Below are 25472 nucleotides of genomic sequence, written 5' to 3' on the forward strand. Positions count from 1 at the left end.
TCCGCCAACAGGTGGTGAAGAGTGAGGGGCGATGAGCAACCACTATCACCACCTGGTGTTCGGACCCTCGGCGCTGGCGCGGCAGCGCGCGAAGGGCAGCTACACGGCCTACGGTGCGCAGACGGAACGCGGCGACGACGGACCCGACGCACTCGACGGCCGCGAGAAGGTGATCATCCGCGCCGCGGACCAGTTCTACCTGTCGACGGTCACCGAGACCGGATGGCCCTACGTCCAGTACCGCAGCGGGCCGGCCGGGTTCCTGCAGGTGCTCGACGACCACACACTCGCGTTCGCCGACTTCGCCGGGAACAACCAGTACGTGACGGCCGGCAATCTCGACGCGAACGACCGCGTGGCGCTGATCGTCGTGGACTACCCGCGCCGCCAGCGCGTGAAGATCTACGGGCGCGCGACGGTGGTCGAGGGAAGTGCGGACCCGGCGTTGCTCGAGCGACTCCGGCAGGTGCCCGGCGGCACCGTCGAGTCGCGGTGCGAGCGCAGCGTCGTGATCTCCGTCGAGGCGATCGACTGGAACTGCACCCGCAGCATCATTCCGCGCTACGACCAGGACTATGTGAGCCGGATGGGTGCGCTGTACGAGCGCGACGCCGCGGCGCGGGAGAAGGTGCTGCTCGACCGCATCGCCGAGCTCGAGGCGCGGCTGGAGTAGGCGTGGCGTGGGGTGTTCCACTCGCGGGCGCTGGGGGCGGGTTCCCGCGAGTGGGCGCCGAAAGTGGGACGTGGCGCCCGGGAGGTGGAGTTTCTGCTCCCCTCGGCGGCGGATGGGGCGGGATCCCGCGCCATTCCGCGTCGAGGGGAGCGTCACGTGCACGGGGTGTTCCACTCTCGGCCAGTGGGCGCGGGTTCCCGCGCGTGGGTGCGGAAAGTGGGTCGTGGCTCCCGGGAGGTGCTCGGCGCGCACTGGCGCCGGGGACGCAGCCCGTGCAGGGTGGTCGCATGACGACGGTCGGCGTGGTGCTCGCGGCGGGTGCGGGCACCCGGTACGGCGCCCCCAAGATCCTGGCGCACGACGGGCTCTGGTTGGACCTGGCGGTGCGGGCGCTGCGCGATGGCGGGTGCGACGAGGTCCTGGTCGTCGTGGGTGCCGCGGCGCCGGAGATGCCTCCCGGCGCGCAGGCCGTGGTGAACGACGAGTGGCGCACCGGCATGGGCAGCTCGGTGCGGGTGGGCCTGCAGGCATGTGAGACGACCGACGCCGACCTCGCGGTGCTGCACCTGGTGGACACCCCCGACATCGGCGCCGAGGTGGTGGGGCGGGTTCTCGACCACGCCGCGAGCACTGGAATCGCGCGGGCCACCTTCGATGACACTCCCGGTCACCCCGTGGTGCTCGCGCGCCGGTGGTGGGCGGAGGTCGCGGAGGCGGCGACGGGGGATCAGGGCGCCCGCACCTTCCTCCGCGGCAACCCCGACGTGATCACCGTCGAGTGCGGGGACCTCGCGACGGGTCGCGATCACGACCGCCCGAGCCCCTGACGATTACGCCGAGGCCCGGCTGGGCACAGGACAGTCATGCCGATGAGTTCGTCCGAAGGTAAGTCCTGGACCCGCGACCGTGTCCACGCCCTGGGGTCCGAGCGACCCGTCTCCGTGCTCGACATCGGACCGGGGGTGGGGACCTACGCGAAACTGCTTGCAGGGCCGCAGCTCTCCCGCATCACCGGTGTCGAGATCTGGGAGCCGTACGTGGAGACCTACCGCCTCCACGAGTACTACGACGAGATCATCCTCGGTGACGCGCGCACGGTGGACCTGCCGACGGCGGACGTGGTGATCATCGGCGACGTGGCAGAGCACATGACCGAGGCCGACGCGGTGGCGCTGTGGGCCAAGTGCTGTGCGGCCGCGACGCGGGCGGCGTACCTGTCGATCCCGATCGTCCACTACCCGCAGCACGAGATCGAGGGCAATCCGCACGAGATCCACGTCGACGAGGACTGGAATCACGAGCGCGTGCTGTCGTCCTTCGAGGGCATCGGCGCCTGGGAAATCGGGTCCGAGGTCGGCGTCTACGAACGACTGCTCGCCTGACCGGACCGGAGAAGCCTGCCCAGTTCCTCGAGGTCGTCGACGACGAACTCCCAGTCGTCGGTGGGTTCGGACTCGGTCTGCTGCGGTCCGTGCTCGTGCGGGCGGCGCACGAAGGCGGTCTGTAGTCCGCACCCACGGGCGGCGGCGAGATCATCGTTGTGTGTCGCGACCATCAGGCACTGGCCGGGAGCGAGATCGAGCAACTCCGCCGTCCGCAGATACGACTCGGGAGTCGGCTTGTAGGCCTGCACCACCTCCGCGCCGAGCACCGCGTCCCAGGGGATGCCGGCACGCTTGGCCATGTCGAGGAGCAACGACACGTTGCCGTTGGACAGGGGTGCCACGATGACGGACTCGCGGACGGCTGCGATACCGGCGACCGAGTCCGGCCACGGCGGCAACCGGTGCCACGCCAGAGTCAGATCGTCGACCGCCTCGGTGGGGAGCACGTACTCCGCCAGCAGTTCCACGAGACTCTCGCGGTGCAGCGCGTCGAGCTTGGTGAAGGGGCGCTCACCGGTCCGGATCGGTTGCATCGAGGGCTGGTACCTCGCACGCCACCGGTCCGCGAAGTCGCCCGGATCGATGTCGTCGCGTTCGGGGGCGTACTCGTCCAGCCAGCGCCGCACCTCCTCGGCGATACCCCCGCGCCAGTCGACGACGGTGCCGAACACGTCGAAGAGAGCGGCCCGGACCTCTGTCACGACGCGTGCCCGTACGAGCCGGGAGACGGGAACGCCCGCCCTCGTCGATCGGTTCTCACGTGCGGACTGTCGTCGGCCATGAGAGGAGCGTAACGGGGGCGGGCGTCCGGCCGGCTCACTTCAGTTCTGCGAGAACAGTTCCCTGGGTGATGGCGGAGCCGGGCTCCACGGCGAGTCCGGTGACGACGCCGTCCTTGTGGGCGGTGACGGGGTTCTCCATCTTCATGGCCTCGAGGACGGCGATGAGGTCTCCGGCGACGACTTCCTGGCCCTCGGTGACGGCGACCTTGACGACGGTGCCCTGCATGGGTGCGGTGACGGCGTCACCGGACGCGGCTGCGCCGCCGGCGCCGCCGCGGGTGCGCGCCTTGGGCTTGCGACGAATGACGTTGCCACCGGCAGCAGCGTTGCCGCCGAGCGAGAACTGGCCGGGCAGGGACACCTCGACACGGCGCCCACCGACCTCGACGACGACGTTCTGTCGAGGTCCGTTCTCGTCGTCCTCGATGGGGGCGCCGGCGGTGAACGGTTCGACGGTGTTGTCCCACTCGGTCTCGATCCACCGGGTGTGAACGTCGAAGGACTGACCGTCGCCGATGAAGGCGGGGTCGGAGACGACGGCGCGGTGGAACGGGATGACGGTGGCGAGGCCCTCGACGCGGAACTCGGCGAGGGCGCGGCGGGAGCGGGCGAGGGCTTCCTCGCGGGTGGCGCCGGTGACGATGAGCTTGGCGAGCATGGAGTCGAACTGGCCGCCGATGACGGAGCCGGACTCGACACCGGAGTCGACGCGCACGCCGGGGCCCTCGGGGGCGATGAAGGTGGTGACCGGTCCGGGGGCGGGGAGGAAGCCGCGGCCGGCGTCCTCACCGTTGATGCGGAACTCGAAGGAGTGTCCGCGCGGTGCCGGGTCCTCGGTGATGGAGAGTTCGTCGCCGTTGGCGATGCGGAACTGCTGCAGCACCAGGTCGATGCCGGAGGTCTCCTCGGTGACGGGGTGTTCGACCTGCAGGCGGGTGTTGACCTCGAGGAAGGAGACGAGTCCGTCCTGGCCGACGAGGTACTCGACGGTGCCGGCGCCGTAGTAGCCGGCTTCCTTGCAGATGGCCTTGGCGGAGGCGTGGATCTCGGTGCGCTGGTCGTCGGTGAGGAACGGTGCGGGAGCTTCCTCGACGAGCTTCTGGAAGCGGCGCTGCAGGGAGCAGTCGCGGGTGCCGGCGACGACGACGTTGCCGTGCTGGTCGGCGATGACCTGCGCTTCGACGTGGCGGGGCTTGTCGAGGTAGCGCTCGACGAAGCACTCACCGCGGCCGAAGGCGGAGACCGCTTCGCGGGTGGCGGAGTCGAAGAGCTCCGGAATCTCCTCGCGGGTGCGGGCGACCTTCATGCCGCGTCCGCCGCCGCCGAAGGCGGCCTTGATGGCGATGGGGAGGCCGTGCTCGTCGGCGAAGGCGAGGATCTCGTCGGCGTCCTTGACGGGCTCGGACGTGCCGGGCACGGAGGGGGCCTTCGCGCGGGTGGCGATGTGGCGGGCGGTGACCTTGTCGCCGAGGTCGCGGATGGACTGCGGGGACGGTCCGATCCAGATCAGGCCGGCGTCGAGGACGGCCTGGGCGAAGTCGGCGTTCTCGGAGAGGAAGCCGTAGCCGGGGTGGATCGCATCGGCGCCGGACTTGGCGGCGGCGTCGATGATCTTGTCGATCGCGAGGTAGGACTCGGCGGAGGTCTGACCGCCGAGGGCGAAGGCTTCGTCGGCGAGGCGGACGAAGGGCGCGTCGGCATCGGGTTCGGCGTAGACCGCGACGGAGGTGTAGCCGGCGTCGGCCGCTGCGCGGATCACACGTACCGCTATCTCACCGCGGTTCGCGACGAGAACCTTGCTGATGCGGGCAGTGGCGTGGCTGGGCACGAAGCCTCCTGTGAGGTCGGGTGGGCCGTCGCGTGGTGTCGCTCCGGCGGACGAGCACGGGCCTTCGCCCGCGCCATCGGTTGGTCATCCTAGTTTCGGAGTGTAGGGGTGAGGTCACTCCGGGCCCGCACGAGGTGTGTCCCGGTGGTCACGACGTCGCTGAGCACGGTCCGCAGTTCTGCCACGAACCGGTGGACGGCAGCGGTGGCGACCTCGCTGCTGGGGAACCGGGCCGAGATGTTGACGCCCTGCGGAGTGCGATGCACCCACAGGTAGACGTCGTGGTCGTACTTCCTGCTCCGCAGTGCGCGCGCGTTGACGTCGGGCCACGTCCGCGCGTCGGGTGCGAAGCGCACGTCCATGAAGGAGACGACGAAACGCGGGGTGTCGTGCAGGTCGATCGCTTCGGCGACGAGATCGAGGGGGACGCGCGAGATCGGACGGGTGCGTGCGATCTCGGCTCCGGCGCGCACGACGACGTCTCCGAACGACTCGCCGTCCGCGACGTCGAACGCGAGGGGAGCCACGCCGACGAACCAGCCGAGGGACGCGGCCCACGACGGGTCGTGACGGGTGTGCATCGGGGTGACCGTGCGGAAGCGCCCCGCACCGGACACGGCAGCCGCCGCAGCGCCCATCGAGGCCATGAGGCCGGCGGAGAAGCCCGGACCGGCGCGGCGGCACGCCACGGTGAACGCGTCCGCCTCCTCGGGCGAGAGGATCCACGCGGACAGTCCGGCCTGCGGGATCGGCACCTCCGGGACAGGTCCGATGTCGAGCGGGAAGGACGGGAATCGTCGCCCGTCCTCGGCGAGGAAGTTCGCCCACTCCACGGCGGCGTCGTGCGTCCGGTCGACCCCGCTGCAGAGGGTGCGCTCGAGTTCGCCGAAATCGAGGTAACTGCCGGTGGGGAAGAGCCCTGCCGGGGCGCCGGTGGTCTCCTGCTCGTAGAGGCGGGTGAGTTCGTGCGCGATGAGCACGATGGACAGCCCGTCGATGATCGAGTGATCGGCGGCGAAGAACACGGTGAAGTGGTCCGGTGCCGCGTCGCCGCCGGAGTGTCCGGTGGGTTCGAGAGTGACGAACGCGTACGACGGCCACACCAGCGGCGACGTGTACTCGTCGAACAGGTGCTGAAGATGCTGGTACACCTCGCCGGCCTGCGTGCACGCGTCCTGCTGAATGACCCAGATGTCGGTGGCACCGACCGGGGCCGTCACGCGCGAGAGCAGGCCCGTGTCGGGGTCGACGGTGGCGTTGGACCGCATGCCCTCGTGCCGGTCGATCCACGCCAGCACCGCGCGCCGGAACGCGGCGGTGTCGAGCGGGCCCGCGATGTCGAACGCGGTGCCGAGCCACGACTCGCGACCGGCGGACGGCCGGGCCAGGGTGCGACGCAGGTGCGCCTCGTGCACGTAGGAGGTGGGCCGATCGTCGGGCAGCCACCCCGCGTCCTCCGGCGTCGATGCGTGCGGACCGACACTCGGGATCCATTCGGTGAGGGTGCCTGCCGGAATCGGGTAGTCGACCAGTTCGGTGAACTCCACGATTCGGCTGTCCTTCCACACCGGCGCGACGCCCCGTCCGGACGCCGCTCTCGGTACCTCAGTCTACCGCCGAGAGCGACATTGTCCGAACAAAGCGGCGAGTCAGGACCGCAGGTGCTGTTTGACGCGGCTGAGCATCGCCGACATCCCGCGCAGCCGTAGCGGACTCACGGCCGCCGCGAGTCCCAGCTCGGTGTAGAAGTCGTCCGGGACGTCGAGGATGTCGTCGGCGGGAAGACCGTCGAGCCCCTGCGCCAGGATCGACGCGAAGCCGCGCGTGGTCGGTGCCTCCGGCGGGGCGCTGAAGTACAGGCGCACCGCAGACCGGTCGGACGAGTCCACCGACAGGAACAGCGGTGACTGGCACTCCGGGACGGGCTCCATCGCGGCCTGCTCGAGACCTGCGGGCAAGGCCGGCAGCTCCTTGCTGAACTCGAGCAGCATCGTGATCTTGTCCTGGCCCTCGACTGCCGCGAAGTCGTCGACGATCTCGGCCAGCGGCGCGGGCAGTGTTCCGCTCATTGCAGGGCTCCGGGCTCCTCGCCGCGCGCGATCGGTGTGCGCACGGCGTTGCCCCACTCGGTCCAGGAACCGTCGTAGTTCCGGACGTTCTCGTAGCCGAGCAGATGCGTCAGCACGAACCACGTGTGCGACGACCGCTCGCCGATGCGGCAGTACGCGATGACGTCGGCGTCGGAGGACACGTCCCCGTAGACCTCGTCGAGCTCGGTGCGGGACTTGAACCGGCCGTCGGGTGCCGCGGCCTTCGCCCACGGGATGCTCAGCGCTGTCGGGATGTGTCCACCGCGCAGCGCGCCCTCGTCGGGGTAGTCGGGCATGTGGGTGCGCTCGCCGGTGTACTCGGCGGGGGACCGCACATCGACCAGCGGGCCGGATCCGAGGTGTGCGAGGACGTCGTCCTTGAACGCACGGATGGCTGCGTCGTCGCGCTCGACGACGGGGTAGTCCGCCCCGGAGATGTCGGGGACGTCGAGTGTGGTGTCGCGGTTCTCGGCGAGCCAGGCGTCGCGTCCACCGTCCAGCAGGCGCACGTCCTCGTGGCCGAACAGGGTGAAGACCCACAGCGCGTACGCGGCCCACCAGTTGCTCTTGTCGCCGTAGATGACGACGGTGTCGTCGCGCGAGATGCCCTTGCGGTTCATCAGGTCGGCGAACTTCTCGCCGTCGACGTAGTCGCGCGTGACGGGGTCGTTCAGGTCGAGATGCCAGTCGATCTTGACCGCGCCGGGGATGTGGCCGACGTCGTAGAGGAGCACGTCCTCGTCGGACTCGACGACCTTGAGTCCGGGTGTGCCGATGTTGGCGGAGAGCCACTGCGTCGTGACGAGTCGTTCGGGGTGCGCGAACGACGCGAAGGCGGGGTGGGGATCTGGCGCGACGGACACGTGCGTCTCCTGAGGTTGTCAGACGGGGGGTCGAACTGATTGTGCGTGACCACACGATCCTAGGGCGCGCGTCGGGACGGCGTCAGACGCTGGTGTCGTCGATCCCGTCACGATGCGCCGCGGCGCTCTCCCACAGATCGGCGATGCCGACACCCACCTCGGCGAGCAACCGGCGTACCAGCGGCAGCCCGATACCGATGACGGACGACGGGTCACCCTCGATGCCGTCGACGAACCAGCCACCGAGACCGTCGAGGGTGAACGCGCCCGCGACGGCGAGTGGCTCGCCCGAGCGAAGGTATGCCTCGAGGTCCCGCTCGGTCGGCGAGGAGAAGTGCACCGTGGTCCCGCAGTGGGCCGCGCCGCGTGCGGTCACTCGGCCGTCGTCGAGCCGTAGGACGCAGTGACCGGTGAGCAGGTCACCGCTCGCACCGGCCATCGCCGCCCAGCGTTCGCGAGCGACGGCGACGTCTCGTGGTTTGCCCACGAGGTCGCCGCCGATCGACAGCATGGAGTCGCAGCCCACGACGACGACGGTGCCGGTCGACAGCTCCGGATCGTGGGCGAGAGCCTCTGCGATCACGGCCGCCTTGGCCGCGGCCAGCTCGGTGACCACCACCTCGTGGGGGGAGTCGGAGGGCAGTGCTGCGGCGACCGCGTCCTCGTCGACGTCCGAGACCCGGACGATCGGATCCACCCCGGCTGCCCGCAACACGGACAGGCGGGCGGGCGAGCGCGACGCGAGTACGAACCGGACCGTCACCGCGGTCCGGTGACCCCGGTGGTGAACGAGTAGGGCGAGAAGGCCGTGCCCGCGCGGTGCATGGTGGACGGGCGACCCCAGTGATCGAGCACGGGGATCTCGGTCGGCCCGGCGTCGGCCGTGGCGGCGGACAGGACGGCCACGAGGGCGGCGATCTCCTCGTCGGTCGGGTTGCCCGACTCGACGCGCAGGAAGGGCGCCGAGGGAGCGGTCTCGTCCGTACCGGACTCGGTCCGGTCGTCGGCTGATGTCACGAAGCGTCTCCTCCAGGTGCAGGTGTTCCCCGAACTCTAGGGGACGGTGACCGGCGCGTCGGCCGCGGTCCGGGTGTCCACCGCGAACCGTAGGGCGGCCTCGCACGGCTGGGCGACGAGTGCGAGGTGGTCCGTGACGGCGGCCACGAAGGCCTCGATCGTGATGCGGGCGGTCGGGTTGTCGGGGAACCGGCTCCGCAGTGCGAGACCGTCCGCGGTGCGGGAGATCCAGAACTGCGCGTCGTCGGAGACGGTGACGTTGGAGATGTGGTGAGCGTCGATGCTGCGCAGCAGGTCGTGTCCGGGGGCCGACCGGTAGTCGACGTAGGACACCATGAAGACGTCCTTGCGCGGGCGCCGGAGTCCGCCCGCGGCCTCGACCACGCGGGCGATGGGCACCTCGCCCAGCGCGACCGCGCGTCGCACCGCCGAACCGGCCGAGCGGATCGTGGCCCTCAGGTCGCTCTCGGTGACGACCTCGAGCGGCGCGTTGGTGACGAACCAGCCGACGGACGACCGCCACGCCGCGGATCGACGGGTGTGCAGCGGGAACAGCAGTGGAACCGTGGCGCCACCACCGAGGTCGCGTACCGCGTGCGCCATGGCCGCGAGCACACCGGCGTAGAGGCTGGCCCCGTCGGCCCGGCACCCGGTCTCGGCCGCGTCGGCCTCCCGTGCGGTGAGCAGGGTGTCGACGCGGACCGCACAGCGGTCCGTGCGCCCGTGCGGGACTCCGAGATCGAGAGGGAACTGCGGCGGAGCGCCGGCGCCCGCGTGCAGGAAGTCGACCCACGTGCGGAGCCGGTCGTCCTCGAGGTCGATCGGCGTGCCCGCGGACTCGGCTGCGCAGTAGTCGACGAAGTCACCCGGATCCGGCGCGGTCTCCGGCTCGCCGAGATAGCCCCGACGGACGTCGTCGATGACGACCGCCAGCGAATACGCGTCGACGTGCGCGTGATCGAACCCGCACACCACCGTGGAGACGTCCGGACGATCGATGGCGAGGAAGGTGTAGGCCGGGGCGGAGAAGGGAGCGCACGCGGCGTCGAGCGCGCCGCGCACGACGCGGTGTGCCTCCGGGACGGACGGGACCGCGATGTCCGGTCGTCGTCGGAGGGTGAGCGCACCCTGCGGATGGTTCACGCGTGACGGACCGGAGTCGGACCGCACGAACCCGGTCCGGAGCGAACCGTGGCGTGCGACCAACCGCTCGAGAGAACGCTCCAGGGCATCGGTGTCCAGCGGCCCCGGGACGTCGAACGATGCTGCGAGCCAAGTGCTGCCGTCGTCGACGTCGGCGAGGTGCGCACTCTGGTTGAACGACGGCGGGACCGACGACGGGACGGGTTCGGCGTCGGAACGCACGAGCCACTGCAGGACGACGCCGGGGCGCGGGGCCCAGGCGTCCACTCCGATCACGTGCACGCGCCACCACCGACGACGCGGTTCCCGTCCCGCGCGACCGTCTGCAGGACCTCCCGCAGGTGCTGGTGGTATCGCGCCACCTGCCGCTGAGCCTCGGGCGTCGCGGGAGTCTGCGACCCGAGATAGAAGTGGCGATCGTCCCGGTTGAACCACATGGACGCGTTCGCGGTGCGGCCCTCGCCGGTGAACAGGATCGCGTCGTCGTCGGCCTCGGAGCCGTGGCCGGGGAACCAGCGGAAATCGATGTAGGACAACAGGTGCGGGCTCGATGCCAGTCCGGCGCCGCCGACGCCGGACTCGAAGAGCAGCTGCAGCACCTTCCCGATCGGCGCTGCCGCGGTGGCCTTCGTGCGGGCGTAGGCCTCGCTCGCTCGACCGACGAGGGTGCGGAAGTCGCCGACGCCCGCCACGGGGAACGTCACGGGCGCGAAGTTGCAGAACCAGCCCTGGGACAGGGCGAAGTCCCCGAGGTGGCGGGTACCGAGCACGGTGATGCCGGCGTAGTCGTCGCGGCCCGCGAGCTCGTGATCGGTGATCGCGACCGCAGCGAACAGGCCCGTGACGAACTTCCCACCCGCCTCCCGGCACGCGGCGTCGAAGGCCGCGGTGTCGTCCGCGCCCAGCAGGTCCATCTCGATCGGTTCGACGGGAGCGGTCTCACCCGGTGCGAGTCCGAGGTCGAGCGGGAAGGACGGCATCGCGCCGCCGTGGGCTCGCACGACGTCGATCCACTCGGCCAGCTCGGGGGAGTCGGCGTCGACGGCCTCGGCCCTCTCGTTCTCGATCGCGACGTGCTCGAGGAAGCTTCCGGTCCACGCCGAGATGTCGGTGGGTGCACGGTTCGACTGCGCCGCGCGATAGAGATCGATCAGCTCCGCCAGGACCAGGACCTGAGAGGCGCCGTCGGAGAACGCGTGGTCCGCTCCGTAGTAGAGCGTGAATCCCCCCGGTCGCGCCACCGCCCCGAACGCCACGGCGGGCCAACTCAGGGGCGTGGCGTCCCGCGAGAGCCGATCGCGCACGTAGTCGAGGAACTGGTCGGGCGCCGAGCACTCGCCCGCGGAGACGGCCCGCAGGCGCGCGGCCGCCGGGGGAACGCGGCGCCGCACGACCGCGCCGCCGTCCGTCTCGAACCACGTCTGCAGTCCCTCGTGGCGCAGGAGGAACTGCTCGAAGGCGAGGGTCAACGCGGCGACGTCGAGATCTCCGGCGACCTCGGTCGCGGAGCCGAGGTACGCGGTGTGCGTGCCTCCCCGGTCCGCCACCGCGCGCACACCGCGAACATGGTTCTCCTGCAGAAACGACGGCGGGGTGGGATCGACCGGTGCGGACTCGACGAGCGGCCGTGCGTCGTCGACCGGATGCCACTCGAGCAGTTGGCCGGGTGCGGGTTTCCAGTTGCGCATCGCCGTGATGATCATGCGTGCACCGTCCTGTCCGCCCCGCTCTCGACGACGGCGCCGGCGGACTCGCGCAACACCTCCTGGAATCGGGCGAGGTAGGCGTGCACGTTGCGGACCGCCTCCTCGTGGCCGGGGAACCGGGCCGCGATGCTGAGGCCGAGCGGCGTGCGGAGAATCCAGAAGTAGACCTCGTCGCGGGAGGCGGTGGCACTGCGGAGTGTGCGCGTGTTCCACAGCGGCCACGACTCGGCATCGGGGGTGTGCCGCAGATCGAGATACGACACCACGAACTGCGGCACCGAGTCCACGTTCAGCAGCCGCGCGACACGGGAGTACGGCTGGCGTGCATAGCCCTTGACGGCGTCCAGGCCGGCGGCGGCGCGGCGCACGGCGTCGTCCACGTCCGAGCCGGGGTCGACGTGGACGTCGACCGGCACCACTCCCACGTACCAGCCGACCGATTCGGCGTACTGGGGCTCGAAGCGCGTGTGCATGGGCATGGTCACACGCAGTCGGCGTTCACCCGCGAGGTCGCGGGAGGTCAGTGCCAGCGCACCGACCACGGCCGCGGTCATGGACGCACCCCGCGCGCGGGTGTGTGCGGCGAGCGCGTCGGTGTCCGCCGCACTCAACAGGTACCGGGAGAGACTGCTCTGCCGCTCGGGACCGTGCTCGTCGTCGGCGCCGACCGGGAGGGGGAACGGGGGGAAGCTGCCGTCGGAGAGGAAGGACGACCAGGTGCGGACCACCTCGTGGTCGGGGGTCAGGCAGTCACCGGTCTCCCGGTCGACGACGCTGAAGTCGAGATGACTGCCGATCGCCGCCAGCCGTGGATCGCGCGCGTGGATCTCGAACTCGTACAGCCGGCGGAGTTCGCTGACGGCCAACAGCATCGAGTAGGCGTCCATGACGGAGTGATCGGCTCCGAAGATGAGCAGGAACCGGTCCGTCTCGTCGTCCTCCTCGGTCGACGAACTCGGGGCGATGTCCTCGACCGTGGCGACCACGCAGTGCGGCCACCGGAACGGCGACAGGGTGCGGGCGAAGAAGTCCGAGACGTCGGCGTGCACGTCGGATCCCGCGCGCCGACGCCCGAGTACACGCGGAACCACGTCCACCGCATCCTCCGGGACGGTGGAGCGGGCGAGACGGGCGCCGCCGTCGGCGTCGACGCCGTCCGTCGTGACCGTCGAGCGGAAGGTCTCGTGGCGAGAGGTCCACGCGCGCAGAGCACGACGCAGCGCCTCGGCGTCGTACCGGTCGTGGATCTCGAACACCGCCCCGATCCAGGCGGCGCCGATCTCGTCCGAGGATCCCGTGGCAGCCTTGGCGAGGCTGTGACGGCAATGTTCCTCGTGCGTGTAGGCCAGTGGTCGGTCGTCCCGATACCAGCGGTCGGTCGCGGTGACGGTGGGGATCCACTCGGTCACCACGCCCCGGGGGAGCGGGTGATCGGCGAGCTCGGTGAATTCCATCTTCGGTCTCACGTCCGTTCGGGTCGAGATCGCAGGGTCGGGAAGTGGAGCGGTGCGCTCAGGGCATTCCGCGATCGGTGCGGCGGCGCAGGAGATGTCGCGCGGAGAAGGATCCGCTGTCGCTGTCGTAGGCGCGGATCATCACGAGTCGGCAGGCGTGGAGCGCGGACACCCCCGGCACGTACAGCACGAGCGCTGCCGCCGCGAGCGCGTGGCGTCGATGCAGTCGCAGGGTTCGGGGGAGGCACGCCATGTAGCGGACGAAGGACCGCATTCCCGATTCCATTCGCCGCGGCGACACTCCCACGGTGAGGGAGGGCAGAAAGGCGTTGCGCCCGCCCGACTCCTGGACGCAGAGCCCCATGTCGACGTCCTCGAAGACGTCGCGGCGCAGCGAGACGTCCTCGCGGATCAGCTTCCACGTCTCGCGGCGCAGGATCATGTTGGAGCCGTACAGGACCGGAACGTCGCGGACCTCCGGCGTGGACGGCGACCGCCGGGCGAGCGGGGACCACCGCGCCTTGATGCGGGCGGCCGCGTCGCCGTAGGGCAGCTCGTACGCCTCACCGCGTCCGCACGCGGCGGCCCAGTGCTGATCGACGTCGGCGGCGAAGAAGTCGAGAATCGTTGCCGCCCAGTCATCGGGCACGCGGGTGTCGGCATCGATCCGGGCGACGAGATCCCCGGACGCCGCATCCATACCGGCGTTCCGGGCGAAGACGAGGCCCTGCTGCTTCTCGGTCACCACGCGGATCTCGGGGTGGTCCGTGGCATGTCGTCGCACGATGTCACGGGTGCCGTCCGCGGAGTTGTTGTCCACGACGATGATCTCGGTGATGCAGTCGAGCTGGGTGCACAGCAGGTCCAGGCACGCGCCGATGCACTCCTCCTCGTCGAATGCCGGGACGACGACGGACAGGGACAGTCGGTTCATCGGGAGGTCTCCGTTCGCGAGGCGGTCGGGTGCAGCGGCGCCGTGCGGCGCTGCGCTGCCGCCTCGACGAGGTCGGCGCACCGCCGGACCGCATCGGTGGGCGAGACGAGGGAATCCGCGAGACGCTCTGCAGCAGAACGCGTCCGTGGGTGGAGCACCCGGGCCAGAGCGGCATCGAGCGAGGCGGAGGACGCCGATCGTGCGGCGACGCTCGCGCCGACTCGCGAGGCGACGACGCGTCGTCCCCACAGGGGTTGATCGGCACCGACATGACACACGAGAGTGGGTCGACCGGCGCGCAGACCGGCGGCGGTGGACCCGGCGCCGCCGTGGTGGACGACGGCCTCGCACTGCGGGAGCACCGCGGTGTGGTCGACGGCCGATACCGAGAGGACATCGTGCCCGAACTCGCCGGAACCGGGGGCGTTCTCGCGCAGCAGCCGGTCGTCCCAGCCGCCGACGAGCAGAACGCGTCGCCCGGCACGCCGGACGGCAGCGACGAGTTCGTCGAGAAGAGCCGCGCCGCCGGGGACCGTCATGCTGCCGAACCCGATGTACACCGGTGGTGTGCCCGCGCGGAGCCAGGAATCGAGACCGTCGGTGACCGGGGCAGCTCGCTGCACCGCGGCGCGAGTGCGGGCGTCGGGATGCAGGAAACCGGTGAGCGGTCGCGCCGGGCCCCATTCCTCCGTGAGCCCGGGGAACAGCGCCGCGTCGTACGCCTGGATCTCGGTGACGCCCGAACGCGCCAGCGCCCCAGCGACACTGGATGTCATGGGCGGAAGTCCGAGTTCTGCTCGGAGGGTGGTGTGCGCACCACGGGAGGCGCGCCACAGTGTGGTGTCGAGCGCCCACCACGCCGCGCGGTGCACGAACCCCGGGAGGGCCGACGGTACCGGGACGACGGAGGCGACGCCGTTGCTGCGAACCGGGCAGAAGTGCAGGGGTGCGTAGGGGATCGAGTGCACCTCGGCCACGTCGTACGCGCTCTCCTGACCGACGGACGACCCCACGAGGACATCGCTGCCGGCGGCCAGGTCGGTCAGCGCGGCTCGCGCGGCGCGACCTCCCGCGACGGTGACGGCCGTGATGGCTGCCAGCCGGCGGCGCGGGTTGCGCGAGGCCATGTCTCGGGTCACGAGGGGCGAGGTGAGCAGCTCCGCGGTGTCCACACCGCACGGGCGAGCATCGAGTCCGGCGGACGCGGCGAAGGCGACGAGGTTCGGCGGAACGGCGAGCACCACCCGGTGTCCACGTCGTTCCAGCTCGGTGGCCAGGACGACGCCGGGCTGCACGTCGCCTCTACTTCCCTGAAATGCCAACGTGACCTGCATGTCTCACCCCCTCGATCGTTGCTCCGCGACCCCCGCGCGCCGAGCGTCCGCAACTGATGACCTCCGCGAACTGTTCGTGGAACGACCATTGCAGACATGGTGGGACTCCGCCAATCGTGACGTCCTACGCCACACCGACACGCCAGGGTGACGAGTGTCTCGCTGTCCGAGTTGCGATCGGGCCCGTCGTGACATCCCACGCCGCTGCGCCGACCCGACCTCCTTGTTCGGCGTATTCTGCTGTCAGCCTTGACAAGTCGACTGCGGCGCTGCTTGTGACCAGCGTGCGTTCCCGACCTCGAGGTCTGTCCGTGGTCCAGTTCTCGGATCGGCACCACGACATGCCGTCCCGTGCGTCGAATGGTACGAACAAGTGACACAAGCGGACGAGACGCCATTTCCGGCGCACTCCACATCAGGTATGTCCGAGGGGGAACCGAGTCGTGCGCATCGTCATGGCCGTCAGCGGAACGCGAGGCGACGTACAACCTGCCGTCGTCCTGGGTTCGGATCTGGCGGGCCGGGGCCACCACGTGGTCATGGCAGTTCCGCCCAACCTCGTGCACCTGGCCCGCGGGGTCGGACTCGAGACGGTGCCGTTCGGGTACGACACCCGCGAGCACATGAACTCGGACCTGGTCCGTCACGGCCTGTCCCGCGGGTCGGTCGCCGACCGTGCGCGGGCGCTCGCCGCACTGTGGAACTTCGGGTGGGACCAGATGGTGACGGAACTGCGCGACGTCGTCGACACCACGGCGCCGGACGTGCTGCTCACCGGCATCACCACCGAACAGATCGCGCTGCCCCTCGCCGAGGCGCGCGGGATCGGTCTCGTCGCGCTGCATCACGCGCCGGTGCGCGCCAACCCGCGGTACTCACCTGTGCCCGGCATCGACGGTGCGCCGGCTGCGGTCGTCGGACTGGCCTGGACCGTGCTGGACCACGTCCTGTGGACGGCGACCCGGCGGCGCGAGAACACGCTGCGCCGCTCCCTGGGCATCACCACGGTGTCGTCACCGCTTCCCGGCCGCATGGCCCGTCGCCGGACCGTCGAGATCCAGGCCTACGACCGGGTGTTCTGCCCCGGACTCGCCGTCGACTGGGACGGCACGCGTCCCCTCACAGGTTTCCTCGAGGTGTCCCCGGAGCTGCGGGCACGGATGGATCCGCAGCCGTCCGACCCCTCCCTGGACGAGTGGATCGACGACGGCCCCCCGCCCGTCTACGTCGGCTTCGGATCCATGCCGGTGACGAACCCGGCGGCCGTACTGGCCGCCGTCGCGGATGCCGCGGCGCGCGTGGGCGAACGAGTTCTGCTGTGCGCCGGCTGGAACGACGTCGACTCCGCAGACGCGCTCGGTGATCACGTCCGTGTGACCGGCGCCGTCGACCACGCCGCGGTCTTCCCCCGGTGCCGCGCCGTCGTGCACCACGGCGGCGCGGGGACCACCGCGGCGGGACTGCGGGCCGGGCGGCCGACGGTGGTGTGCTCGGTGTCGTCGGATCAACCCTTCTGGGGTCGGCGGGTCGTCGCCCTGTCGTGCGGCGCCGCGATGTCCGCCTCCGACATCACGGCGCAGTCGTTGGAGAAGGCGTTGCGCCTCGCTCTGACGCCCGAGGCGGCCGCGGGCGCAGCCGCCGTGGCCGCCGCCATGACGAGTCCCGCGGAGGCGGTCCGCCGCGCGTCCGACCTCGTGGAGTCGGCCCGCCCCGCACCGACGGACGCGGTGGTCGCATGACGGCGCGGCTTCAGGATCAGGACTTCACCTACTGGTTCCTCTCCGAGGCGTTCGGGTGGGACGTGGTCCTGCAACTCGTGTGGCGCTTCGACGACGCGGTGCCGGACGCCGACGTGACGGCGATGGCGGTGGGACTCGCGCGCGGAGCACTGCATCGACGCATCGTGCGACCGTCGATTCCCGTCGCCCGCCCGGGCTGGGTCCGGTCCGACCGGGCTCCCGCCGTTCGGCTCGACGACGAGTCTGTGACACCGGACGAGGTCCTCGACTGGGCGACGCGCGATCTCGAGACCGTCGACCTCGACGCCGAGGAGGGTCGCTGCTGGGCGCTGCGGTCCACCCGGACGACCACCGGTGGATCGGCGCTGTCTCTCACCTGCTTGCACCTCGTCGCGGACGGCCGAGCGATGACGGCGGCCGCAGTGGCCGCCGTCGCCTACACGGCCGGGGTGCGCGACGACATCGGCGCCGCGCCGACCGGGCCGGCCGCACTCGTCGGGGACGTCGGCGACGCAGCACGTCAGGTGGTCGGAGCCGTGGCCGGCGTGGCACGGACCGCCGTCGCGGTGGTGTCCGATCTCCGCTCGACCGACTTCGGCGTCGCACGTCCGGCCTCCGTCACCCCGCGCACTCCCGCACACACCCGTGCGCCGCTGGCTCGTCCGTCCTGGGCGACGGTCACGGTGCCGGTGGCGGAGTGGGACGCCGTCGCGCAGCGTCACGGCGGGACACGGAACTCGTTGTTCGTCGCGGTACTCGCCGGTGCGCTCGTCGCCACCGGCTACGCAGACGACGGGCTGCCCGTGAAGGTCGGCATCCCGATGAGTCTGCGCCGGGGTGACGACGATCAGCGCAGCAATGCCACCGGGGGCGTGTCGATCTCACTCGCCGAGCGCGTGGTTCCGGGCTCCGATCTGGGCGGTGTCCGCGCGCTGTGCCGAGACGCGTTCGCGGCGCTGTCCGCCGGACGCCGGCCGGCGATGATTCATCTGCAACCGCTGCTCCAGGTACTCCCGCTGTCCGTCGTGACGTCCGTGGTGACGGGCGGCGGGTCCGGTATGCCCGACGTGGTCGCGTCGAATCTCGGGTCCTTCGACGGTCTCCGCCGGGTCGGCGGCCGTACCGCCACGGACGTCGCCTTCCGGGGAACAGCGCACCACGTCGACCCCGCCGGCACGCAACGCTTCGGCGAGGGCGTGCAGTCCTGGTACCTGGAGACGGACGGTGCGGCGACCTTCGCCGTGGCCGGGTTCGACGAGACACGCGTGGGTTCCGCGCAGGCGCTGACGGCAGCCCTGTCCGCGGAGCTCACCGGATGGGATGTGCCGCATGAGTTCTGGTGACGTGACCACTGCTCAGGTCCGCCCGGCAGACCGCGTGGCGGGTGCCGACGAGTCGTACGCGTTGGCGGAGCGACTCTTCGGATGGACGGCGCCGATCCAGTACCTGTGGATCTTCCCGGCCGACCCGGGTGCGGACGCCGTTGCGACGCTCGCCGACCGGCTCGCGTCGGGATCGTTCGACCGCCGGGTGGTCCCCACCTCCGTGCCGTTCGGCCACGACCGATGGGTGCGGGCCGAACGCCCCGCCACGGTGTACACCGAACCGGGCACCATCGCGGATGACGCGGTGGGGGACTGGGTCGATGCGCGGCTCCGTGCGGCCGATCTCGACCCGTCTGCCGGACGCGGTTTCACGCTCGAGTGCGCGCACACCGATAGCGGGAGAACCGTTCTGGCACTGCTGGTCTCGCACATGATCGCCGATGGCCAGGCCGTGTACGCGGCGCTCGATGCGGCTCGCCGGGGGCCGACGCGCTCGGCACTGCCCACCGGGCGTGACGTCGCCGGGTGGGCCGGCGTGCGGGGCGATCTCCGTGACGCGGGGGCGCAGATTCCGGCGGTGGCGCGGGCTCTCGCGGTGATCGGGAAGGCGGCGGCGACGGCCGGCGCGACGGCGCTGCGGACGGCGATCACGCGATCCGACGAGACTGCCCCGACCGCCGCGCCGGTCGAGGCTCGCGCGGACGAACCCACTCCGACCGAGTCCGACACCACTCTCGCCGTGGTGGATCTCGATCGCCGTGAGTGGATCGCCCGCGCGGCGGAGCACGGTGGTACGCCGAACAGCCTCTTCACGGCCGTCATGGGCGGGGTTCTGCGTGCGTCCGGCCACCCGACGGGTCCCGAGGGCACGCGCATCTGCATCGCGGTGAGCAACCGCGCCGACGGCGACGACAGAGCGAATGCCTCCGGGGGCGTGTGGATCCGGGTGCCCGGGCCGATCGGACCCGAGGTGGGGCTCGGCGAGATCCGCGCGCTGAGCAAGGCGGCGTTCGCGAAGTACGCGGCCACGGACGACGCGGTCACCGACCACCTGCAGGCGGTGGCCAGGTTGCTTCCGGACCGGGTGCTCGGGCGGATGATGACGTCCATCGCCGGGCCGGACACCACGGTGTCGAACCTGGGCGCCGCGCCGCAGAGCGCCCTCGAACTCGGTGATCAGGTCGCGGAGTCGTTCGGTATCCGCGCGATCATGCAGGGCCGCGACGCGGCCGCCCGGCGTCGACAGGGACCGGCGATCGCCGCGTGGGCGGTGGAGTACGGCGACAAGGTGACGGTCACCGTGTTCGGCATCCACCCCGAGTACGCGGGAGACACCGGCCGGCTCCGCGAGACGGTGTCCGCGGAGCTCGACCGGTGGTCACTCGAGCACTCGTTCTGGTGAGGTCTAGAGCGGGATGTTGCCGTGCTTCTTCGGAGGCAGGGTGACCATCTTGCGTTCGAGCAGGCGCAGTGCGGTGACGATCTGTCCGCGGGTGTGGCTCGGGGGGATCACCGCGTCGACGTAGCCGCGTTCGGCGGCGACGTACGGGTTGACGAGGGTGTCCTCGTACTCGTTCTGCAGCTCGAGGCGCAGTGCGTCGACGTCGTCACCGTTCTTGGCGGCCTCGAGGAGACGTTTGCGGTAGACGAAGCCGACGGCGCCGGAGGCGCCCATGACGGCGATCTGCGCGGTGGGCCAGGCGAGGTTGAGATCGGCGCCCATGTGCTTGGACCCCATCACGTCGTACGCGCCGCCGTACGCCTTGCGGGTGATGACGGTGATCTTGCCTACGGTGGCCTCGCCGTAGGCGTAGAGCAGTTTCGCGCCGCGGCGGATGATGCCGTTGAACTCCTGATCGGTGCCGGGCAGGAAGCCGGGGACGTCGACGAGGGTGATGATCGGGATGTTGAAGCAGTCGCAGGTGCGCACGAACCGGGCGGCCTTCTCGGAGGCGTCGATGTCGAGGGTGCCGGCGAACGCGGTGGGCTGGTTGGCGACGATGCCGACGCTGCGCCCGTCGACGCGGCCGAACCCGACGATGATGTTGCGGGCGCGCCCTTCCTGCACCTCGAGGAACTCGTCGTCGTCGAGGATGCGGCGGATGACCTCGTGCATGTCGTACGGGGTGTTCGGCGAATCCGGGATCAGGGTGTCGAGTTCCAGATCCTCGGCGGTGAGGGAGTCGGCGATGGCCCCGTCGATGGGGTCCGAGGGGGCAAGGCGGGGCGCGGTGGCCTGGTTGTTGGAGGGGAGGTAGCCCAGGAGTTCGCGGACGTAGTCGAGGGCGTCCTGCTCGCCGGAGGCGACGTAGTGGGCGACGCCGGACTTCTCCATGTGGGTGTGGGCGCCGCCGAGGTCCTCCATGGTGACGTTCTCGCCGGTGACGGTCTTGATGACGTCGGGTCCGGTGACGAACATCTGGGAGGTCTTGTCGACCATGACGACGAAGTCGGTGAGGGCGGGGGAGTAGACGTGCCCGCCCGCGGCCGGTCCCATGATCAGCGAGATCTGGGGGACGACGCCGGACATGCGGACGTTGCGGTGGAAGATCTCGCCGTAGAGGCCGAGGGAGACGACGCCTTCCTGGATGCGGGCGCCGGCGCCCTCGTTGATGCCGACGAGGGGGCGTCCGGTCTTGAGGGCGAGGTCCATGACCTTGACGATCTTCTCGCCGTAGATCTCGCCGAGGCTGCCGCCGAAGACGGTGGCGTCCTGGGAGAACACGCACACGTCGCGGCCGTCGACGGTGCCGTAGCCGGTGACGACGCCGTCGCCGAAGGGGCGGTTGTCGGCGAGGCCGAAGTTGACGGAGCGGTGGCGGGCGAGGGCGTCGAGTTCGACGAACGAGCCCTCGTCGAGGAGCGCGGTGATGCGTTCGCGGGCGGTGAGCTTGCCCTTGGCGTGCACCTTCTCCACGGCCGCCTCGCCCATGGGCTTCTCGGCCTGGGCCTGGCGGGCGGCGAGCTCGGCCAGCTTTCCGGCAGTGGTGTGGATGTCGGGTGCGGCAGCCCCCGTCTCTTCTCGAGCCACTGATTCCTGCGCGGACGCATCCTGAACACTCGTCATAGACCAGCACTGTATCGACGCCGCGCCGCCGGACGTGGCAGGGGTGGTGCGTCGGCCGCGTCTCTATGCTCGGCCCCATGTGGGAGAACCTGGACAGACCGCCGCTCGACGGGCGTGCGCTCACGCGCGCACTCGTCGACGGACCCCGCGGATCGTGGTCGCGTGTCGACGTCGTGGCGCGGACCGGATCGACCAACGCGGACCTGTTGGCCGTCGCAGACACCGCCGGTGACCGCACCGCGCTGATCGCCGACGTCCAGGACGCGGGCCGCGGACGGCACTCGCGGTCGTTCACCGCTCCCGCGCGGTCGCAGGTCATCGTGTCGGCGCTGGTCAAGCTGCCCGGCGTGCCGCCCGGATCGGTGGGGTGGCTCCCGCTGCTCACCGGTGTCGCGGTGGTCGACGTGCTGCGCACCGTCACCGAGGTCGACGCGGTGCTCAAGTGGCCCAACGACGTCCTCATCCGCGGCGACGAGTCGTCCGGCTACGCCGGAGGCAAGGTGGCGGGCATCCTGGTGGAGGTGGCCTCGACCCATCCCGTCGTGACGGCGGTGTCCGGAGTCGGCATCAACGTCAGCCTCACCGAGGCGGAGCTGCCCGTCCCGACGGCGACGTCCCTGCAACTGGCCGGCGCGGCGGTGATCGATCGCGGCACCGTGGTGCGCGCCTTCCTGCGGGCCATGGGTTCGGCACTGGACGAGTGGCGGGAGTCGGGGTGGGACACCGCGCCGATCGCGGAGCTGTACCGCTCCCGGTGCGATACTCTCGGCCGCCGCGTGCGGGTCACGATGCCGGGCGACACCGAGCTGGTGGGCGTCGCGACCGACATCGACGAGCACGGTCGGGTGGTGATCGTGCCCGAGTCGGGGGACACCACGCCGGTCGCCGTCTCGGCGGGCGACGTCACTCACCTCCGCGCGCTCGACGCCTGACCGCCCCTTCCCCTCAGGAGAATCGCATGTCGTTTCCGCAGGACGCACTGGGGCACGAGGAGGACCTGATCCTGCATCGGCACCCGCACTGGAAGATGCTCGTGCTGCCGGTGCTGACGTTCCTCGTCGCGACACTTCTCGCGGGCTTCCTCGTGGGTCTGATCGGACGGTCGCTGGAGTCCACGGCGCGGTCCGCCGCGCTGATCGCCGTCGCGGTGGTGTGGCTCGGGCTGATCGCCTGGCGCACCGCTGTCCCCGTACTGCGGTGGCGGTCCACACATTTCGTCGTGACCGACCGACGCGTCCTCGTCCGCCAGGGTGTGCTGTCGCACTCGGGCATCGACATCCCGGTACGCCGGGTGTCCAACGTGCAGTTCCGTCACGGTCTTCTCGACCGGCTCCTGAAGACCGGCACCCTGGTGATCGTGGCGAGCTCCGACGACCCCCTCGAGTTCGACGACATCCCCGACGTCGAGCGGGTCCACTCCCTGCTGTACCACCAGGTCTTCGACTCCCAGAATCACGGCTGGGACGACGGAGACGATCTCGGTCCGGCGCGCACTACGTAGGGTGGTCCGGTGACCGAAGTCCTGCTCGCCGAAGACGATGAAGCCATCGCGACCCCGCTGTCCCGCGCACTCGGACGAGAGGGGTACACGGTGACGGTCGAGCAGACCGGCCCGGCAGCGCTCTCGCGCGCCCTGGAAGGCTCGTTCGATCTCCTGATCCTCGATCTCGGGCTCCCCGGGATGGACGGCCTCGAGGTGTGCCGGCAGATCCGCGCCACCAGGTCCGACCTCGCCGTCCTGATGCTCACCGCACGCACCGACGAGGTCGACTTCGTCGTCGGTCTCGACGCGGGAGCCGACGACTACGTGAGCAAGCCCTTCCGCGTCGCCGAGCTCATGGCGCGGGTCCGGGCCCTGCTCCGGCGCCGCGGCGCGGCCTCCGAGGACGGCACCATCGAGGTGGGCGGCCTGCGCCTCGAACCCGCCGCACGGCGCGTCCTGCTCGACGGCCACGAGATCCCCCTCGCCAACAAGGAGTACGAACTTCTCAAGATCCTGCTCGATCATGCCGGTCAGGTGGTCTCGCGCGAGACCATTCTGCGCGAGGTGTGGGGCGACGCCGAGCTGCGCGGCTCGAAGACGCTGGACATGCACATGTCCTGGCTGCGCCGCAAGATCGGCGACGAGGGCTCGGTGGCCGAACGACGCATCGCGACCGTGCGCGGCGTCGGCTTCCGGATCAACACGGACTGACCGGGCCACCGCATGAGGCGTCGGATCCTGCAGTCGATCCTCGCGGTCGTCATCCTCACCGGCATGCTGCTCGGCATCCCGTTGACCTACACCGCCTGGCTGTGGGTCGAGGACTTCACTCGCGGCGACCTGCGCACCCGGCTCGAGCGCATGGCGTCCGAGATCATCGATCAGGAGGGCGGGGACGGCCGCGTGGACGGCGGCCTCGACACCGCCTCGCTGCGTCTCGTCGTGCCCATGGGCGGGCGCCTCGTCGTCGTCTACCCCACTCCCGAGAACCCGGCGTCCCGCATGGACATCGGCGCACCGTCCGTCGAGGATCCGATCGAGGAGTCCCTCTCGATGGGCACCTCCGGGTCGCTGCTCCTCGAAGTGCCGTCCGACGAGATGCGCACCGCCCAGAAGCAGGCCGTCGGCGCGGTGGCGCTCGTCGTCCTGGCCTCGATCGCGGCCGGCACCGTCGTCGCCGTCCTCACGTCCCGTCGACTCTCCACGCCCCTGCAGCACGTCGCGGGGCGGGCCGCCCGGCTGGCCGAGGGCGATTTCCGCAAGGACCCCACCCGCCACGGCATCCCCGAACTCGACCGGGTGTCCGACGTGCTGGACTCCGCATCGGTGGAGATCGTGGGGCGCCTGCAACGCGAACACTCCCTCGTCGCGGACGTCTCCCACCAGTTGCGCAGCCGTCTCACCGCGGTGCGCCTGCGTCTCGACGAGCTGTCCGGCCACCCCGATCCCGAGGTGGTCACCGAGGCCAACGAGGCGATGGCCCAGGTCGACCGGCTGACCACCGCGATCGACGACCTCGTGCGATCGTCCCGCAGTGACGGCGCGGCCGACGCCTCGACCGTGCGCGTACGCGGCGAACTCGAACCCGTCATCGACGACTGGCGCGGGCCGTTCGCCGATGCCGGGCGCGACCTCGAGCTGCGCGGCGACTCGTCGGTCACCGCCCTGGTCACGGGTTCCCGGCTCCGCGAGGCGGTGTCGGTGCTGCTGCACAACGCGCTGGACCACGGCGGCGGGCGCTGCGTCGTCACGGTGCGCCTCGTGGGGGAGTCGCGTGCACCCGCGCAGGACGGACCACGGCCGCCCGTGGTCGTGGAGGTCTCCGACGAGGGAACCGGTGTCAAAGACGAACTCGCGCCGCACATCTTCGACCGCGGCTTCTCCGGCGCCGGATCCACCGGGGTGGGCCTCGCCCTCGCCCGCGCGCTGGTCGAGGCGGACGGGGGACGACTCGAACTGCAGCGCCGACGTCCGGCGCTCTTCGCGGTGTTCCTGCCCGCGGCACGCGTGGACCAGATGATCCCGGCCGGGATGTCCGAACCGCGCTGACCGGCTCGGCTCACCTAGGCTCGCGACGTGACTGCGCCCGACTTCTATTCCGAACTGCGGACTCTGCGACTCGAGCGGGTGCTCGACGCCGGGGTGGAGATCATCGCCGACCGCGGGTGGGACGGCCTGAGCATGACCGAGGTCGCGAAACGTTCCGGGGTGCCCCGGCAGAGCCTCTACAAGGAGGTGGGTACCAAGGACGACCTCGGTCGCGCCGTCGTGGACCGCGAGGTCGAGCGATTCCTGGAGCAGGTGCGCACCGGGCTGGCAGCGCATCCCGACAGCTTCGAGGACGGCATCTCCGCTGCCGTTCGGGGCGTGCTCGAACACGGTCGGGCCAATGTCGCTCTCGCAGCCGTTCTGCGGCCGGGGCACGATTCGGGTCTGCTCGCCCTGGTCACGGTCCACCCCGACGCCGTGTTGGGCCACGCGAACGGTGCCGTCGGTGCGTTGGTGGGCGAGCGAGCGCCGGACGCGTTGGTGGACTGCGTGGTTCGACTGACGCTGAGCCATCTGGTGCAACCGTCCGTGGACGTGGACGAGGCGGTGGATCGCATCGACCGGGTGGTCCGCGGGTTCGCCTGAGCGGACTCGGCTCGG

The 25472-nt window shown here is 70.7% G+C and carries 24 protein-coding genes; 11 read left to right on the top strand and 13 right to left on the bottom strand.

Annotated elements, in window-relative coordinates:
* Window positions 1-31 precede the first annotated feature (31 nt).
* The 3 genes from HQ314_RS14195 (at window position 32) to HQ314_RS14205 (ending at window position 2055) form a co-directional block, all read left to right on the top strand.
* Entirely contained in the window at window positions 32-673 is a 642-nt protein-coding gene (locus HQ314_RS14195) for a pyridoxamine 5'-phosphate oxidase family protein (protein WP_056447722.1), read from the top strand.
* 287 nt (window positions 674-960) lie between these two features.
* Complete coding sequence (locus HQ314_RS14200; protein WP_027503681.1) at window positions 961-1500, top strand: NTP transferase domain-containing protein; 540 nt, start codon at window positions 961-963, stop codon at window positions 1498-1500.
* Window positions 1501-1542: 42 nt separating this feature from the next.
* Window positions 1543-2055: a bifunctional 2-polyprenyl-6-hydroxyphenol methylase/3-demethylubiquinol 3-O-methyltransferase UbiG gene (locus HQ314_RS14205; RefSeq protein WP_222650389.1), complete on the top strand. Its 513-nt coding sequence runs from the start codon at window positions 1543-1545 to the stop codon at window positions 2053-2055.
* Here HQ314_RS14205 and HQ314_RS14210 read toward each other — a convergent pair.
* The 12 genes from HQ314_RS14210 to HQ314_RS14265 all read right to left on the bottom strand — a co-directional run bounded on the left by HQ314_RS14210 (window position 2034) and on the right by HQ314_RS14265 (window position 15209).
* Window positions 2034-2759: a haloacid dehalogenase type II gene (locus tag HQ314_RS14210; protein WP_222650390.1), complete on the bottom strand. Its 726-nt coding sequence runs from the start codon at window positions 2757-2759 to the stop codon at window positions 2034-2036. The two genes, HQ314_RS14205 and HQ314_RS14210, sit on opposite strands and share 22 nt — an antisense overlap.
* Before the next feature lie 115 nt (window positions 2760-2874).
* On the bottom strand, window positions 2875-4668 hold the full coding sequence (locus HQ314_RS14215; RefSeq protein ID WP_222650391.1) for an acetyl/propionyl/methylcrotonyl-CoA carboxylase subunit alpha: 1794 nt from the start codon (window positions 4666-4668) through the stop codon (window positions 2875-2877).
* 89 nt (window positions 4669-4757) lie between these two features.
* Window positions 4758-6215, bottom strand: coding sequence for a condensation domain-containing protein (locus HQ314_RS14220; protein WP_222650393.1), 1458 nt, complete (start codon window positions 6213-6215; stop codon window positions 4758-4760).
* A gap of 102 nt (window positions 6216-6317) precedes the next feature.
* Window positions 6318-6737 (bottom strand): SufE family protein, encoded by a 420-nt coding sequence (locus HQ314_RS14225; RefSeq protein WP_037186768.1) that lies wholly within the window; start codon window positions 6735-6737, stop codon window positions 6318-6320.
* Window positions 6734-7621 carry a sulfurtransferase gene (locus tag HQ314_RS14230; protein WP_222627152.1) on the bottom strand — a complete coding sequence of 296 codons (888 nt, stop codon included), beginning with the start codon at window positions 7619-7621 and terminating at the stop codon, window positions 6734-6736. The genes HQ314_RS14225 and HQ314_RS14230 overlap by 4 nt, the downstream gene beginning before the upstream one ends.
* Window positions 7622-7703: 82 nt before the next feature.
* On the bottom strand, window positions 7704-8384 hold the full coding sequence (locus tag HQ314_RS14235; protein ID WP_222638696.1) for a Maf family nucleotide pyrophosphatase: 681 nt from the start codon (window positions 8382-8384) through the stop codon (window positions 7704-7706).
* On the bottom strand, window positions 8381-8638 hold the full coding sequence (locus HQ314_RS14240) for an acyl-CoA carboxylase subunit epsilon (RefSeq protein ID WP_027506905.1): 258 nt from the start codon (window positions 8636-8638) through the stop codon (window positions 8381-8383). The genes HQ314_RS14235 and HQ314_RS14240 overlap by 4 nt, the downstream gene beginning before the upstream one ends.
* A gap of 36 nt (window positions 8639-8674) precedes the next feature.
* Entirely contained in the window at window positions 8675-10063 is a 1389-nt protein-coding gene (locus HQ314_RS14245) for a condensation domain-containing protein (protein WP_222650394.1), read from the bottom strand.
* A complete protein-coding gene (locus HQ314_RS14250; protein ID WP_222650395.1) occupies window positions 10054-11484 on the bottom strand; it encodes a condensation domain-containing protein in 1431 nt (476 codons plus the stop codon). The genes HQ314_RS14245 and HQ314_RS14250 overlap by 10 nt, the downstream gene beginning before the upstream one ends.
* A complete protein-coding gene (locus tag HQ314_RS14255) occupies window positions 11481-12941 on the bottom strand; it encodes a condensation domain-containing protein (protein WP_222650397.1) in 1461 nt (486 codons plus the stop codon). The genes HQ314_RS14250 and HQ314_RS14255 overlap by 4 nt, the downstream gene beginning before the upstream one ends.
* 58 nt (window positions 12942-12999) lie before the next feature.
* A complete protein-coding gene (locus tag HQ314_RS14260) occupies window positions 13000-13875 on the bottom strand; it encodes a glycosyltransferase family 2 protein (protein ID WP_222650398.1) in 876 nt (291 codons plus the stop codon).
* Window positions 13872-15209, bottom strand: a complete 1338-nt coding sequence (locus HQ314_RS14265) for a glycosyltransferase (RefSeq protein ID WP_222650399.1) — start codon at window positions 15207-15209, stop codon at window positions 13872-13874. Before HQ314_RS14265 ends, HQ314_RS14260 begins: the two co-directional genes overlap by 4 nt.
* A 443-nt stretch (window positions 15210-15652) precedes the next feature.
* Between HQ314_RS14265 and HQ314_RS14270 the strand changes: the two genes are divergently transcribed.
* Genes HQ314_RS14270 through HQ314_RS14280 form a run of 3 tightly spaced genes read left to right on the top strand, consistent with a single transcriptional unit; the run spans window position 15653 to window position 19675 of the window.
* Window positions 15653-16948, top strand: a complete 1296-nt coding sequence (locus HQ314_RS14270; RefSeq protein WP_222650400.1) for a glycosyltransferase — start codon at window positions 15653-15655, stop codon at window positions 16946-16948.
* Window positions 16945-18291: a hypothetical protein gene (locus HQ314_RS14275; protein ID WP_222650401.1), complete on the top strand. Its 1347-nt coding sequence runs from the start codon at window positions 16945-16947 to the stop codon at window positions 18289-18291. The genes HQ314_RS14270 and HQ314_RS14275 overlap by 4 nt, the downstream gene beginning before the upstream one ends.
* The gene (locus HQ314_RS14280; RefSeq protein WP_222650403.1) at window positions 18278-19675 is read left to right on the top strand and encodes a hypothetical protein; all 1398 of its coding nucleotides are present in this window, start codon (window positions 18278-18280) and stop codon (window positions 19673-19675) included. Before HQ314_RS14275 ends, HQ314_RS14280 begins: the two co-directional genes overlap by 14 nt.
* A gap of 3 nt (window positions 19676-19678) precedes the next feature.
* Here HQ314_RS14280 and HQ314_RS14285 read toward each other — a convergent pair whose 3' ends face one another.
* Entirely contained in the window at window positions 19679-21340 is a 1662-nt protein-coding gene (locus HQ314_RS14285; RefSeq protein WP_261769639.1) for an acyl-CoA carboxylase subunit beta, read from the bottom strand.
* 77 nt (window positions 21341-21417) lie between these two features.
* On the opposite strand from HQ314_RS14285, the gene HQ314_RS14290 reads away from it, so the two are divergent.
* Genes HQ314_RS14290 through HQ314_RS14310 form a run of 5 tightly spaced genes read left to right on the top strand, consistent with a single transcriptional unit; the run spans window position 21418 to window position 25457 of the window.
* Window positions 21418-22272 (top strand): biotin--[acetyl-CoA-carboxylase] ligase, encoded by an 855-nt coding sequence (locus HQ314_RS14290; protein WP_027506897.1) that lies wholly within the window; start codon window positions 21418-21420, stop codon window positions 22270-22272.
* Window positions 22273-22298: 26 nt separating this feature from the next.
* Window positions 22299-22841, top strand: coding sequence for a PH domain-containing protein (locus HQ314_RS14295; protein WP_222647010.1), 543 nt, complete (start codon window positions 22299-22301; stop codon window positions 22839-22841).
* A 9-nt stretch (window positions 22842-22850) separates the two neighbouring features.
* Complete coding sequence (locus HQ314_RS14300) at window positions 22851-23534, top strand: response regulator transcription factor (protein ID WP_027506895.1); 684 nt, start codon at window positions 22851-22853, stop codon at window positions 23532-23534.
* 12 nt (window positions 23535-23546) lie between these two features.
* Window positions 23547-24872, top strand: coding sequence for an ATP-binding protein (locus tag HQ314_RS14305; protein ID WP_222650404.1), 1326 nt, complete (start codon window positions 23547-23549; stop codon window positions 24870-24872).
* 27 nt (window positions 24873-24899) lie between these two features.
* Window positions 24900-25457: a TetR family transcriptional regulator gene (locus HQ314_RS14310; RefSeq protein WP_222650405.1), complete on the top strand. Its 558-nt coding sequence runs from the start codon at window positions 24900-24902 to the stop codon at window positions 25455-25457.
* Window positions 25458-25472: the final 15 nt, after the last annotated feature.

The organism is Rhodococcus sp. BP-332 (assembly GCF_019836065.1).
Classification (GTDB): Bacteria; Actinomycetota; Actinomycetes; order Mycobacteriales; family Mycobacteriaceae; genus Rhodococcoides.